Annotated in this window: 11 protein-coding genes and 1 pseudogene; 5 read left to right on the top strand and 7 right to left on the bottom strand. The window is 54.5% G+C overall.

The genetic code is table 11. The annotated features are described in order from the left end of the window. Window positions 1–3: 3 nt before the first annotated feature. Both ACMYSP_RS17045 and ACMYSP_RS17040 read right to left on the bottom strand, forming a co-directional pair. On the bottom strand, window positions 4–1,245 hold the full coding sequence (locus ACMYSP_RS17045; RefSeq protein WP_434583227.1) for an MFS transporter: 1,242 nt from the start codon (window positions 1,243–1,245) through the stop codon (window positions 4–6). Window positions 1,246–1,303: 58 nt separating this feature from the next. Further along, window positions 1,304–1,381: pseudogene (locus ACMYSP_RS17040) on the bottom strand (hypothetical protein); the annotation flags it as partial. Between the two features lie 109 nt (window positions 1,382–1,490). On the opposite strand from ACMYSP_RS17040, the gene ACMYSP_RS17035 reads away from it, so the two are divergent. After that, the gene (locus tag ACMYSP_RS17035; RefSeq protein ID WP_434583226.1) at window positions 1,491–2,486 is read left to right on the top strand and encodes a LacI family DNA-binding transcriptional regulator; all 996 of its coding nucleotides are present in this window, start codon (window positions 1,491–1,493) and stop codon (window positions 2,484–2,486) included. Here ACMYSP_RS17035 and araE read toward each other — a convergent pair whose 3' ends face one another. Together araE and kduD are read right to left on the bottom strand one after the other, a co-directional pair. After that, window positions 2,487–3,905, bottom strand: coding sequence for an arabinose-proton symporter AraE (araE, locus tag ACMYSP_RS17030; protein WP_434583225.1), 1,419 nt, complete (start codon window positions 3,903–3,905; stop codon window positions 2,487–2,489). A 308-nt stretch (window positions 3,906–4,213) separates the two neighbouring features. After that, window positions 4,214–4,975 carry a 2-dehydro-3-deoxy-D-gluconate 5-dehydrogenase KduD gene (gene kduD, locus ACMYSP_RS17025; RefSeq protein WP_434583224.1) on the bottom strand — a complete coding sequence of 254 codons (762 nt, stop codon included), beginning with the start codon at window positions 4,973–4,975 and terminating at the stop codon, window positions 4,214–4,216. A 555-nt stretch (window positions 4,976–5,530) separates the two neighbouring features. Here kduD and ACMYSP_RS17020 point away from each other — a divergent pair. Then, the gene (locus ACMYSP_RS17020; RefSeq protein WP_434583223.1) at window positions 5,531–6,706 is read left to right on the top strand and encodes an oligogalacturonate lyase family protein; all 1,176 of its coding nucleotides are present in this window, start codon (window positions 5,531–5,533) and stop codon (window positions 6,704–6,706) included. Window positions 6,707–6,922: 216 nt separating this feature from the next. On the opposite strand, the gene ACMYSP_RS17015 is transcribed toward ACMYSP_RS17020, so the two are convergent. From ACMYSP_RS17015 to ACMYSP_RS17005, 3 genes are all read right to left on the bottom strand, one after another. Next, window positions 6,923–7,618 (bottom strand): oligogalacturonate-specific porin KdgM family protein, encoded by a 696-nt coding sequence (locus tag ACMYSP_RS17015; protein ID WP_434583222.1) that lies wholly within the window; start codon window positions 7,616–7,618, stop codon window positions 6,923–6,925. Window positions 7,619–7,861: 243 nt separating this feature from the next. Further along, window positions 7,862–9,040 (bottom strand): acetyl-CoA C-acetyltransferase, encoded by a 1,179-nt coding sequence (locus tag ACMYSP_RS17010; protein ID WP_434583221.1) that lies wholly within the window; start codon window positions 9,038–9,040, stop codon window positions 7,862–7,864. A gap of 117 nt (window positions 9,041–9,157) precedes the next feature. Next, window positions 9,158–10,027, bottom strand: a complete 870-nt coding sequence (locus tag ACMYSP_RS17005; RefSeq protein WP_434583220.1) for a LysR family transcriptional regulator — start codon at window positions 10,025–10,027, stop codon at window positions 9,158–9,160. A 137-nt stretch (window positions 10,028–10,164) separates the two neighbouring features. Between ACMYSP_RS17005 and ACMYSP_RS17000 the strand changes: the two genes are divergently transcribed. The 3 genes from ACMYSP_RS17000 to ACMYSP_RS16990 all read left to right on the top strand — a co-directional run bounded on the left by ACMYSP_RS17000 (window position 10,165) and on the right by ACMYSP_RS16990 (window position 13,120). Beyond that, window positions 10,165–10,626 carry a multidrug/biocide efflux PACE transporter gene (locus tag ACMYSP_RS17000; RefSeq protein WP_434583219.1) on the top strand — a complete coding sequence of 154 codons (462 nt, stop codon included), beginning with the start codon at window positions 10,165–10,167 and terminating at the stop codon, window positions 10,624–10,626. A gap of 134 nt (window positions 10,627–10,760) precedes the next feature. After that, window positions 10,761–11,990: an amino acid permease gene (locus ACMYSP_RS16995; RefSeq protein WP_434583218.1), complete on the top strand. Its 1,230-nt coding sequence runs from the start codon at window positions 10,761–10,763 to the stop codon at window positions 11,988–11,990. A 263-nt stretch (window positions 11,991–12,253) separates the two neighbouring features. Next, a complete protein-coding gene (locus tag ACMYSP_RS16990) occupies window positions 12,254–13,120 on the top strand; it encodes an aldo/keto reductase family oxidoreductase (protein WP_434583217.1) in 867 nt (288 codons plus the stop codon). The last annotated feature ends 399 nt before the right edge of the window (window positions 13,121–13,519 follow it).

The raw sequence follows: 13,519 nt of genomic DNA, 5'->3' as shown, positions 1-13,519 counted from the left end.
CATTCAGATAGCGGAGGGTTGCGACATCAGCGGATCCGAGGATGACCGGCTGGAGCGCAACAAGAAGATGGAGATAAAGGTGGTGCAGAACACCAGCAGGCCCATGATCAGATAGGACCGGGCGAAGCCATAAATTTCGTAGCTGTAGCCCGCCAGCGGCGACAGTACCGTGGCAATCACCGAGCTGGTGCAGGCGAAGCCGACCAGGTACAGCGTCGAAGAGAGACGTTTATCGAAGTTGATGCTGTTGTATTTAAAAATCGCCACCAGCAGCACCGGCAGCTCCACCGCGTGCAGCAGTTTGGTGATGGAAATCAGCAGCGGCCCTTCCACCAGGCCAGAAGCGACCATGCGCAGCGCCATGACCATCCCGGCGAAAATCAGCCCGTTTTTCGCCCCGATGCGGTTAACCAGCCACGGCGCACAGAACATGCCGGCGGCTTCAAGGAACACCTGGAACGAATTGAGGTAGCCGTACATCGCGTTCCCTTCCTGCAAGGTCGCGAACTGCGAGGAGAAATAGACCGGGAATTGCTGGTCGTAAACGCCGTAAATACAGGTGCCGACGACGAAAAAGACCAGCGCCCAAAAGCGCGGCAGCGTCAGCAACCGCAGCGCATCTTCCAGCGTCACTTTGCCGCCCGCGATCGCTTCCTGCATAGCCTGCGGTGCGGACGAGACCCGCAGCCGCGCCAGCAGAATAAAGAACACCAGACCGGAGCAACTGGCGACCGCAAAGTTGAGTTTCGGGTTGATGTTAAACAGCAGGCCGGCAAAAAAGGTCGCCACCGCCCAGCCCAGCGATCCCCACATCCGCGCCCGGCCAAACTCAAACTGGCTCTGGCGCGCCACGCGCTCGGTGTAGGATTCGAGCACACCAATACCGCCGTTAAAGGTTAAGCCGATATAGATCCCGCCGAAGATGCTGCCGAGCAGCACGTTAATTTTCAGCAGATAGCCAAACAGTAAATAGGCCGGTCCCGAGAGGATCAGCAGCACGGTGAGATACCAGAGCAGGTTTTTACGCAGCCCGAGCTTGTCCTGAATAAAACCGTAACAGACCTGTGCAAACAGGGCCGACACCGACAAAACGGCATAGATAATCCCGGTATCGCCCGCCTTCAGCCCCACCTCCTGGTGCAGCCAGATAGAAAGCAAAGAGCCGGAGGAAGACCAGGTCACAAAAAAGAAAAACAGTAAGGCACTGAGTAACGGATAGCTGTGAGAGTGATGTGCTTTCATCATGGCATGCTCGTGTTGGGGTGACGAACGCAATGGTAACGTTAACAAAAAACATAAATCATGGCGTTTTGCTGCGATACATGATGTTAATCACAAAAGTTAACGTTAACATAATGGAGATGAGATCGCGATCAAAGATTCGTCACCCCAGCATCCGCATCGCGTGCGATAGAATATCGCATGATCCTTTTACATCAGTGAGTTAGTTGTATAGCCTGTTGCAGGGCAGCAACGGTGGAGTATGAAAGATGGCATCCTTGAAAGATGTGGCAAAACTGGCAAACGTATCGCTGATGACCGTTTCGCGGGCGCTGAATAACCCGGAACGTCTCAAGCCCGAGACCCTGGCCCGCGTGCAGTCCGCCATCGAGCAGACCAACTACGTCCCTGACCTTTCCGCCAAGAAAATCCGCGGCGCCCACGCCACGCCAAATACTATTGGCGTACTGGCGCTGGATACCGTCACCACCCCGTTTTCGGTCGATATCACGCTGTCTATCGAAGAGACCGCCCGGGCGCACGGCTGGAACAGCTTCGTGGTGAATATGTTCTCCGACGACAGCCCGGACACCATCGTCGACCTGCTGCTCTCCCACCGCCCTGACGGTATCATCTACACCACTATGGGGCTGCGCCAGGTGCCGGTGCCGGCCAAACTGCTGACGCTGCCCTGCGTACTCGCCAACTGCGAAAGCCTCAACGATCCGGTCGCCAGCTATATACCGGATGATGAGCAGGGTCAGTATACCGCGGTGCAGGCGCTGCTGGCCGCCGGCTACCGCAACCCGCTGTGCCTGCATCTTCCGCAAAATCATCTGGCGACCGTGCGCCGCCGCCGGGGGCTGGAGCGCGCCTGCCGGGAGGCCGGTATCGCCCCGGAAACGCTCACGCATCACTATATGGCCCTGGGCGATCGCCATTATCATGATATTCCTGCGATGGTACTGGCCGGTATTCGCGAGGGGAAAGCGCAGTTCGACGCGGTGATCTGCGGTAACGACCGAATCGCCTTTATGGTCTATCAAACATTGCTGGGCTTGGGGTTGCGGATCCCGCAGGACGTGGCGGTGGTGGGTTATGACAATATGGTGGGGATTGGCGATCTGTTTTTACCGCCGCTGTCGACGGTGCAGCTTCCACATTATGATATCGGGCGCCTGAGCGCCCTGCATATTATTAACGGGGACAGCCATCGGGAGACGGTACGCGTCGCCAGCCCGTGGCTACCCCGCTCATCACTATAATTAAATCCCGATATCGCGCAGCTTTTCGCCCGCCATCAGCTTACGTTCGATATGCTCGAGGGTGACGTTTTTGGTTTCCGGAATCAGCCAGAAAGTCACGCCGATAAACGCGACGTTCAGAACGGTGTACAGCCAGAAGGTGCCGGCGGCGCCAATCGAATCAAGCAGCGTCAGGAACGTCGCGCCGATAATCATGTTCGACACCCAGTTCGTGGTAGTGGAACAGGTGATCCCGAAGTCGCGGCATTTCAGTGGCTGAATTTCGGAGCACAGGATCCACACCACCGGGGCGGCGCTCATCGCATAGCCGGCAATACACATCATCGTCATACCGACCGACAGCCAGGAAAGGCCGCTGGAGGCGGTGCCATTATCAAACTGCATCAGGCAGTAGCCTAACACCAGGGTTCCCAGTGCCATTACGCTAAAGCCGATTTTCAGCGCCGGTTTACGCCCGGCCTTATCGACGGTAAAGACGGCGATAAAGGTGGCGAACATAAAGGTCAGGCCAACCACCAGGGTGGCAACCATCTGCTGTTCGGTGGTGGTAAAACCGGCCATCTTAAAAATACGTGGCGCGTAGTACATGATGATATTCATACCGGTAAATTGCTGCATCGCCTGCAACAACATGCCGAGGAACACCGCACGACGGACGTTACGGTTGATTTTAAACAGCGCCCAGCCGCCCTGCTTCAGCTTCAGGCTTTCGCGGATTTCATTGAGCTCGTCGCGGGCTTTTTCTGAGGTATCACGCAGCATACGCAGGACCTCTTCCGCTTCGACATGGCGCCCTTTTTCCGCCAACCAGCGTGGGCTGTTCGGCAGGAAAATCACCAGAATAATCAGCAGCACGGCCGGCAGAGCCAGCACGCCCAGCATCGCCCGCCAGTTACCGCTATAGCTGAAGGCGGTATCGGACAGGAAGGCCATCACGATACCCAGCGTGACCATCAGCTGATACATGCTGATCATCTTGCCGCGCACGTTTTCACTCGCCATTTCAGAAAGATACAGCGGTGCGGTATAGGAGGCGATCCCGACGGCAACGCCCAGCACGATCCTCGCTGCCAGCAGCATTTCCACGCTGGTCGCAAACGCCGAACCGAGGGAACCGGCAACAAACAGGACCGCCCCGACCATCAGGCTGTATTTGCGCCCAAGGCGAAACGAGAGCCAGCCGTTAAACAACGCACCAATCGCCGCCCCCAGCATCATGCTGCTCACCACCCACTCCTGAAGCCGGCTGGATAAGACAAAATGGTCGGTAATGAAGGGCAACGCCCCGGCAATGACCCCAATATCAAGGCCAAAAAGCAATCCTGCCACCGCGGCGGCAATCGAAACGAACTGATTCATGCGTCGGGTATCGCGCTGATTACGCGGTATTACCGTCACGCCATCACTGATTGAAGTCATTTTTTCCTGCCTGAGCAAAGTAAGACGTGCACTGAAAGTACGTGATTGACGCGATAATGTGTCAGGGAGGACAGGTCAAAGATATGGACTAATTGGCTGGCAAAGTCTGTTTTGTGATGGACATTCAACTTTCAATACAACAATGAATAATATCCGACCAACGATAAAGCCGCTTAAATAAAGGGACTCATGAAATTCATAACAAATTAATATGGATTATTCCTGCTTTAGAGTATGGACAATTATTATTACGATATAAAAAAACCTGCCGCAGCAGGTTTTTTTATCGGACGCTAAGAGGCAATCAATTAGCGCGCCAGCCAGCCGCCATCAACCGCAACGGTATAGCCGTTGATGTAATCCGATGCGCCGGATGCCAGGAACACCACCGGACCCATCAGGTCAGACGGCAGACCCCAACGACCCGCCGGGATACGGTCAAGGATCTCGGTGCTACGCTGTTCGTCAGCGCGCAGCTGCTGGGTATTGTTGGTGGCCATATAGCCCGGCGCGATGGCGTTCACGTTGATGCCGTGCTTCGCCCACTCGTTCGCCAGCAGACGGGTCACGCCCATCACGGCGCTTTTCGATGCGGTGTAAGACGGAACGCGGATACCGCCCTGGAAGGAGAGCATCGAGGCGATGTTAATGATCTTGCCGCCGTTGCCCTGGGCGATAAAGTGCTTCGCCGCCGCCTGAGACATAAAGAACACGCTCTTAATGTTCAGGTTCATGACGTCATCCCAGTTCTTCTCGCTGAACTCAATGGCATCTTCACGACGAATCAGACCGGCGTTGTTCACCAGAATGTCGATATGACCGAATTCGGCAACCGCACGTTCCAGCAGCTGCGGGATACCATCAATCTGGCGCAGATCGGCCGTCAGGCTCAGGAAACGACGACCCAGCGCGGTGACGCGCTCGATGGTTTCCGTCGGTTCAACAATGTTGATGCCTACAATATCGCAGCCCGCTTCCGCCAGACCTACCACCATACCCTGGCCCAGTCCGGTGTCGCAGCCCGTTACTACTGCCACTTTACCCTGTAGAGAGAATGCATCGAGAATCATAATTTATTCCTTAATCTTTCAGAGCCCGTACAACACAGGCAAGGTTCTATTCGTTGTCCGGCCCGCAACCCGCACGGCTCCTGACGCCTGGGGAAACGCCCGGAGCGTTATCCGTAATAGAAAAATAAAACACAGTTTTGCTTTGCTATTACGGCCATCTTACCCCTTGGGAAAATTGTTTTCAATTTTTATTAAAACGATGTTTCATATTTTCGCAATGTAATTATCAAAAATGCAAAACGGATCACGGAGCGTGTGCCTGACTACGAGGAAAAACCATTAAAAAAACATTAAAATACAGTCAATTAAACAATCTTCAAAAAAAGACAAAACAAGGCAATAAGTGAGTATGAAATCAAAGTTAGCCGTCGTCGCACGGCCAGAGGCGGGAAAAAACTGCGATCCAGTGCAAGATTTTATGGTGATTTGCGTTCGCCATCACAAATAATGAAACAATGTTTTGATAAATTAACACCTATCTTTTAAATCAACTTCACCTGGCGACGCGCGCCCCTTCGCGGCTGGCGATACTGCAGGAAAGAAAAGGAGTACATCATGGCTAAAGGCATGCGGGTAAAATTAAACTACGAAGTCAGTCACGATCCGGATACCGGCGCGGAAATTACCCGCCTAACCCCACCGGAAGTAACCTGTCATCGTAACTATTTCTATCAGAAGTGTTTTTTCAATGATGGCAGCCATCTGCTGTTTGCCGGCGAGTTCGACGGTCACTGGAACTACTATCTGTTAGATATCGCGAAAGCCGAAGCCATCCAGTTGACTGAAGGGGCTGGCGACAACACCTTCGGCGGTTTCCTTTCCCCGGATGACGCTTCACTGTATTACGTGAAGAACGACCGCACGCTGCTAGAAGTGAACCTCACCACCCTTAAGGAGCGCGAAGTGTATCGCGTCTCCGACGAGTGGGTCGGCTACGGTACCTGGGTTGCCAACAGCGACTGCACCAAACTGGTCGGCATTGAGATTGCTAAAAGCGACTGGACGCCGCTCAACGACTGGCAGATTTTCCATGATTTCTTCCATAAAGGTCCACACTGCCGCCTGCTGCGCGTCGATTTAAAAACCGGGGCCAGCAGCGTGATTCATGAAGAGAAGAACTGGCTGGGCCACCCGATCTATCGCCCATTCGACGACAACACCGTCGCTTTCTGCCACGAAGGCCCACACGATCTGGTGGATGCGCGCATGTGGATGGTCAATGAAGACGGCAGTCATGTTCGCAAAGTCAAAGAGCATGCGGAAGGCGAGAGCTGCACCCATGAGTTCTGGGTGCCGAACGGTTCAGCGCTGGTGTACGTCTCTTATCTGAAAGGTCAGCAGGGACGTACCATTTACAGCTTCAACCCGGATACCGGCGTCAACACCGCGTTGATGCAGATGCCGGCCTGTTCCCATCTGATGAGCAATTTTGACGGCACGTTGCTGGTTGGCGACGGCTCCGGTACGCCGGTAGATGTGAAAGATACCAGCGGCTACACCATCGATAACGATCCGTATCTGTATGTTTTCGATGTCGCGAAGCAGGCTTACTATCGCGTCGCGCGTCACGATACCTCCTGGGCGACGGTGGCGAACAGCCGTCAGGTTACCCACCCGCACCCGTCGTTCACGCCGGACGACAGTGCCATTCTGTACAGCTCTGATAAAGACGGTAAGCCGGCGCTTTACATTGCCAAATTGCCTGAAAACCCAGAGATGTTAAAAGCATAACGTAGACTTTTTGATTGAGTGTTTCTGTAACTGGCCTTGCCCTCCCCCGCGGAGGGCTTTTTTTTGGCTGGTGATTCAGGGGAATGGGATGGGGAGATGAATTAAACTGGGTGGCATGTTTGCTCATCTAAATAAATATTCCCCCCGCTTTTACGCTTCGCCAAAAACAGAAAACCCCGGCCAACTACGCCAGGGTCATCATCAAAATCGGCTTTCTTAGAAGGTGTAAGCTACACCCACACGGAAACGCGTCTGGCGATCGCTACGGTCATTCACCCCAACGTTACCTAACTCACCATACGGCGCCCAGTTTTTATCCAGCTTATACGCCACTTTCAGGTTGTATTCCTGCGAGTACGGTTTGTTGTCGTTACGATTCACACCTTCAGAACTACGCGCATACACATAGTTCAGCTCAGCACGCCAGTCGCCAAGGACATAACCAGCCCACGCATCGCCACGGTTCACTTTGTCATCTTCTTTACCCGCGCTGGCCGGATAACGGGTGTAGTCATAACGGTAACGGGCGGCTACATAGAAGCCATTATCGAAGCTGTACTGCACGCGCAGGTTTGGTTTGTAGATTGAGCGGCTATCGTTACTCTCGATATTAAACCCAGGCGTGACTGAGAAATTCTTATTGGCCTTCCACTGCCAGCTAATAGTCTCCTCGTGACCATTACCAACGAAATCTGAATACGGCTGGTCGGTATTATCGCCACCTGATTTCCACTTCGCCTCGACGGAGAAGCCGAAGCCATTAGCAAAACGATGTGAGACCGCAACACGGTCGGCGTTAGTTTTATCGGTTTTACCACCATCAATAAATTCATGACGCAGATCGACGGTTACAGCAGATGCAGAGAAAGTTGCAGCACAGAGCGCAGCCAGAGCCAGAGTTCTTGCAAACATGGGGTACCCCTCAAAATTAAAATTATGTTTCTATTTTATGAAACTGGATTTTATTTTTTATATACTCATGTTTTAGTGATCGAGATCGTAATTATTTGTTTCAAAAAACATGGCACAAGAAGACGTGACAAAGCTCACCAAAAAACGCTCCGGCGGGACGTTTTCGCGGTGGTATTTTGCGAAAAACAGGAATAAAAAAAGCCTCCGACCGGAGGCTTGATAAATATTCGTTAAAGAAAGAACTTATTCGCGTTCCACCGCCAGCGCCACGCCCTGACCGCCGCCAATACACAGCGTTGCCAGCCCTTTACGGGCATCGCGCTTAATCATCTCGTGTACCAGTGACACCAAAATACGACAGCCAGAAGCGCCAATCGGATGGCCCAGCGCAATCGCGCCGCCGTTGACATTGACCCGACGCTCATCCCACTCCAGCACCCTTCCCACCGAAATCGCCTGCGCCGCAAAGGCTTCGTTCGCTTCGATAAGATCAACCTCATCCAGGCGCCATCCGGCTCTTTCCAGACAACGACGCGTCGCATGCACCGGTGCAATACCCATCAGCGCCGGATCGACCCCGACGCTGGCAAATGCACGGATCCGCGCGAGGATCGGCAGACCAAGCTCATGCGCTTTGGTTTCGCTCATCATCATCACCGCCGCCGCGCCATCATTGATGCTCGATGCGTTCCCGGCGGTCACCGATCCCAGACGATCGAAGGTCGGTTGCAGGCTCGCCAGTGCCTCTGCGCTGGTATCCACCCGCGGCTGCTCGTCGGTATCGACCATTCGCGGGGCACCATTCAACTCGGTGCTCACCGGCACGATCTCATCGCGAAAACGCCCGGAATCAATCGCCCGCCGGGCTTTATGCTGTGAACTCAGCGCCCAGGCATCCTGAAGCTCACGGCTGATGCCATACTCCCGCGCCAGATTTTCCGCGGTCACACCCATATGGTAATCGTTGAAGGCGTCCCACAGGCCATCGTGCACCAGGCTGTCAATAAGCTGGCTGTTCCCCAGTTGCGCACCGGTACGGCTGTCGGTGAGGACATGCGGCGCACGGCTCATATTTTCCTGGCCACCGGCAATCACCACATCGGCTTCGCCGCACTGGATCGCCTGGGTCGCCAGATGCAGCGCCTTCAGCCCGGAGCCACAGACATCGTTAATCGTGATGGCGGAAACGGTATTCGGCAGCCCGCCACGAATAGCCGACTGCCGCGCCGGATTTTGTCCGGTGCCAGCCGTTAATACCTGCCCGAGGATCACCTCATCCACACTGTGGGGGTCGATACCGGCCCGCTCCACCAGCGCCTTCACTACCAGACTTCCCAGTTCCACCGCCGAATGTCGCGCTAAGGTCCCCTGAAAACAACCGATTGGGGTCCGCAACGCACCGACGATCACGACATCTTTCATCCTCTACCTCTGGCCTGCCTCTGCGCAAAGAAACAGCAACATAGTAGAGAATTGTTATCAAAAAATTTCGCAATTGTTTAAAAAAAGTGAGGTGAATCACAAAGAATTGCGACTGCCTCAGTGCTCCTGGTGCTGTAAATGCTGACGCAACCAACTCCCGGCTTTTCCCGGTGGCGCCCGCTTATTCCATAACAAATCCACGGAGATAGCCCGTGGCCAACCGGGAATGTTCAGTGCAACCAGGCCACCTGAACCGGCAAACTCCTCCACCAGCGCGCAGGGTAAAATGCACCATCCCAGCCCCTGCACCGTCATACTGAGCAGCAATAAATAGTTAGGGGCGGACCACACCTGCCCCTTTGCCGGTTCCGCCGGGTTGCCAAGGAAAGTACTGAGACGGAGCTCGCGCCAGCTATGCAGCTCATCCCAGATCACCCGCTCCTGCAGGGCCAGCGGATGCGTCGGCGCGACGTAGATAGCCATCGCGGTTTGCAACGGCAGGCGGGTACTGCCGATCTCTGTCGGATAGCGCTCTCTGGCCTCGATTAACCCGACCTGCGCACGCTCCTTTTGCAGCAGGTCAATGACGTCCTCATCTTCGCCAATCAGGCACTCAAACTCGGTATGGGGAAAACGCCGGTCGAACTGCTGCAACAGGTCTTCCAGCACGTCCGGATGGAGGGTGTCAGAAAGCACGAAGGTGAGGCGCGCCTCGGTCTCATCCGAGAGCGAAATAGCCAGCTCATCCAGGCGTTCGCTGGCCGCCAGAATCGCTTTGACGTAGCTCAGTACCTGCTCCCCCTGCGGGGTAAGCGTGGGCTGCCGGGTGGAACGGTCAAACAGTTCCACTCCGAGGTCAGTTTCAAGATTGGCAATCGCGGTGCTGATGGTGGACTGGCTTTTCCGCAAGCGGCGGGCGGCGGCAGAAAACGAACCGCAGGCGACCGCTTCCACAAAGGCGATCAGAGCTTCAGGTGAATAGCGCATGAACTATCTACTTTATCGATGGAACCTATCTTTTGTTTATCACAATTATCCATAAAATGCGGCATAAATTCTGACAACAGATTTCCCATCCCTGAATAGGTCGATCGGAATAATGGTTTTATCGGAGGCCATACACCATGCAACAGAATACGTTACAACGTAAAACGCTGACAGAACGCGTTATCCATGCGGTCAGCTTTGAAGGACTCGCCACGCTGATCCTCGCCCCAACCGCCGCCTGGTTGATGCAGCGCTCGGTCGTCGAGATGGGTGGGCTGAGCATCCTGCTCGCCACCCTGGCGATGGTATGGAACCTGATTTATAACGCCGTTTTCGATCGCCTGTGGCCGGTTTCCCGGGTGATACGCACCCTGAAAGTGCGCGCCCTGCATGCGATCGGCTTTGAGAGCGGCTTCATTATTATCGGGGTCACCGCCGTGGCATGGGTCCTCGGCGTCTCGTTGATCCAGGCATTTATGCTGGAAATCGGCTTTATGTTGTTCTTCCTGCCCTACACCATGCTGTTTAACTGGCTGTGGGATACCTTGCGCGAGCGGGTACTGAAATATCGTCAGCAGCGAATGCTGGCACGCAGTTAATCAATGCGCGACGCCGGGAGGCCAACCGGCGATCGCCGCGCTTATTTGTCATCCTAAACTATCGCCACAGCTCATCCATTGTTGTGGTAAATTACACTCCTTTTTTTTGGTTTTACGGTTGATAAATTCACACGATGTCTAAAATTTGGTCAAAAGAAGAAACTCTTTGGAGTTTTGCCTTATATGGCACTGCCGTAGGCGCTGGTACCCTGTTTTTGCCGATCCAGCTAGGATCCGCGGGCGCCATTGTCCTGTTCATTACTGCCCTCGTCGCCTGGCCGTTAACCTACTGGCCGCATAAAGCCCTGAGTCAGTTCATCCTCTCCGCGAAAGCCGCCCCCGGCCTCGGGATCACCGGTGCGGTCAATCACTACTACGGCAAGAAAGTAGGGAACCTGATCACCGCGCTCTATTTTCTCGCCTTCTTTGTCGTGGTGTTGATTTACGCGGTCGCCATCACCAACTCCCTGGCGGAGCAGCTGAGCCGGCATATGCCGATTACGCCAGGCGTTCGCGCGCTGCTGAGCCTCGGCGTGGTGATGGTGCTGAATCTGATCTTTTTGATGGGTCGCCACATCACGATTAAAGTGATGGGCTTTCTGGTGTTCCCACTGATTGCCTGCTTTCTGTTCCTGTCTGTCTATCTTATCCGCGACTGGCAGCCAGAGCATCTCACCAGCCAGATGCAGCTGACCTCGCACACGTTCCACCAGATCTGGATCTCGATTCCCGTGATGGTTTTCGCTTTTAGCCATACGCCTATCATTTCGACTTTTGCTATCGATCAGCAGGAGAAATACGGCGAGCAGGCCATGGGTAAATGCAAAAAAATCATGAAGGTGGCCTACACGATCATCTGCGCCAGCGTGCTGTTTTTTGTCTTTAGCTGCCTGCTGGCGATCCCGGCCTCCTATATTGAGAATGCGCGAAATGAAGGGGTAACGATCCTCTCCGCCCTCTCGATGATGCCGGGTTCTCCGGCGTGGCTGGCGGTGACCGGAATTGTGGTCGCCGTGGTCGCCATGTCCAAATCGTTCCTTGGCACCTACTTCGGGGTGATTGAAGGCGCCAGCGAAATCGTCAAAACCACGCTGGGTCAGGTGGGCGTTCGGAAAAGCCGCGCTTTTAACCGTGCGATCTCGATTCTGCTGGTCTCAGCGCTGACCTTCGTGGTCTGCTTTATCAACCCGAATGCCATCTCGATGATCTACGCCATCAGCGGACCGCTGATCGCCATGATTCTGTTCATCATGCCAACGCTGTCGACCTACATTATTCCGACCCTGAAGCCATACCGCTCCGTGGGTAACTTCATCACTCTGGTGGTCGGACTGATGTGCGTTTCCGTGATGTTCTTCAGCTAAACTCCCCTCTGCGGCGGCGGTTCTTACCGCCACCGCACGTTCTGCCAACATTCCTGTCGCAACAAGTTTCCCCCCTGACTTACACTTAGAGTCCACCCCAGTAGGCGTACATTGTTGTAGCCAGTTTGGACACGGACAGCGCTTCAATCCCGGAGCGTACACGCAGTACGTGAGGATTTGGTGCACTGCCCTGGGCCAAAATGGTAAATAAAATAGTCTACTGGGATAGACGCTTAGGCTTTGCTCATCATCGGGGAATATCCATGTCCAGCGTAAAACAATCCGGAAGCGGCACATTAGGTCATCGTCAGGTTTATCGCCTGGGGTATGGCGCCATGCAACTGGCCGGCCCTGGCGTCTTCGGCCCACCGGCTGACCCGGATGGCGCCATCCGGGTTCTGCAGGCGGCGGTGGAAGCCGGGGTCAACCATATTGATACCTCTGATTTTTACGGCCCGCACATCACCAACCAGCTGATTCGACAAGCCCTGCACCCTTACACCGACGATCTCTGCATCGTGACCAAAGTCAGCGCCCGCCGTGATGAACAAGGAAACTGGCTCCCGGCAACATCGCCGGAAGAACTCACGCAAGCGGTGGAAGATAACCTGCGTAACCTGGGCCTCGAGGTACTGGAGGTCGTGAATTTGCGCAGCATGCTCAGCGCCCACGGGCCGGTCGAAGGGTCGCTCGAAGGGCCGCTGACCACCCTGCTCGAGCTTAAAGAACGCGGACTTATCCGCCACATTGGCCTCAGCAACGTTACCGCACAGCAGGTGGCCGACGCGCAAAAGCTGACGCCCATCGTCTGCGTGCAGAACCAGTACAACGTCGCCAACCGCGGCGATGATGCGCTGATCGACCTGCTTGCCGCACAGAATATTGCCTATGTCCCGTTCTTCCCGCTGGGCGGATTTAGCCCGCTGCAGGCGCAGGAACTGAACGATGTTGCCGCCGCACTGGAGGCAACACCGATGCAGGTGGCCCTTGCCTGGCTGCTGCAACGCTCGGCTAATATTCTGCTGATCCCGGGCACCTCTTCGCTCCAGCATTTGCAGGAAAACCTCGCCGCAGGCGCTCTGACTCTTCCGCCAGAGGCCATCGCAACGTTAAATAAATTGCAGGCCTGACGGTCACGGGCATCCGCTGCGGAGGCTTTTCGCACCGGCACGGACAGGGCGTCATTCGCCCTGCCATTATTTGCCTGGAATAAGCCCAACAGTGCTGGCACTATATATACCCGTTATTCTTCAGGTTACATGTACGTTGGCTTTTCTCGCGCCCCCCTGTCACTTACTTCAGTAAGCTCCCGGGGATTCCCTGCGTCGCCGCCCTCCTGTAACTCGAATTATTTAGGGTATAGAATAAGTAGGTAGTTGTTTACACCACTCAGTAACCAATAACCTCATACACAGCAGTGAATTACACTTTTTTTGACGAGTCTCCTTAATGGGGACTTCTGTCGTTTTTGCCTTCCAGACTTTTTTGAACTCTTGATTACAGGAAAAACAATATCTGATTCGACGTTT

The organism is Klebsiella sp. R390, assembly GCF_051131745.1.
Taxonomy (GTDB): domain Bacteria; phylum Pseudomonadota; class Gammaproteobacteria; order Enterobacterales; family Enterobacteriaceae; genus Klebsiella.
The sequence above is the reverse complement of the archived record's forward strand: the minus strand, read 5'-3'. Positions and strand labels throughout refer to the sequence as shown.

Coding starts and splice junctions, on each gene's coding strand:
- ACMYSP_RS16995 (WP_434583218.1), top strand. CDS start 10,761: ATGTCTAAAATTTGGTCAAAAGAAGAAACTCTTTGGAGTTTTGCCTTA.
- ACMYSP_RS16990 (WP_434583217.1), top strand. CDS start 12,254: ATGTCCAGCGTAAAACAATCCGGAAGCGGCACATTAGGTCATCGTCAG.
- ACMYSP_RS17005 (WP_434583220.1), bottom strand. CDS start 10,027: ATGCGCTATTCACCTGAAGCTCTGATCGCCTTTGTGGAAGCGGTCGCC.
- ACMYSP_RS17045 (WP_434583227.1), bottom strand. CDS start 1,245: ATGATGAAAGCACATCACTCTCACAGCTATCCGTTACTCAGTGCCTTA.
- ACMYSP_RS17010 (WP_434583221.1), bottom strand. CDS start 9,040: ATGAAAGATGTCGTGATCGTCGGTGCGTTGCGGACCCCAATCGGTTGT.
- ACMYSP_RS17015 (WP_434583222.1), bottom strand. CDS start 7,618: ATGTTTGCAAGAACTCTGGCTCTGGCTGCGCTCTGTGCTGCAACTTTC.
- ACMYSP_RS17000 (WP_434583219.1), top strand. CDS start 10,165: ATGCAACAGAATACGTTACAACGTAAAACGCTGACAGAACGCGTTATC.
- kduD (WP_434583224.1), bottom strand. CDS start 4,975: ATGATTCTCGATGCATTCTCTCTACAGGGTAAAGTGGCAGTAGTAACG.
- ACMYSP_RS17035 (WP_434583226.1), top strand. CDS start 1,491: ATGGCATCCTTGAAAGATGTGGCAAAACTGGCAAACGTATCGCTGATG.
- ACMYSP_RS17020 (WP_434583223.1), top strand. CDS start 5,531: ATGGCTAAAGGCATGCGGGTAAAATTAAACTACGAAGTCAGTCACGAT.
- araE (WP_434583225.1), bottom strand. CDS start 3,905: ATGACTTCAATCAGTGATGGCGTGACGGTAATACCGCGTAATCAGCGC.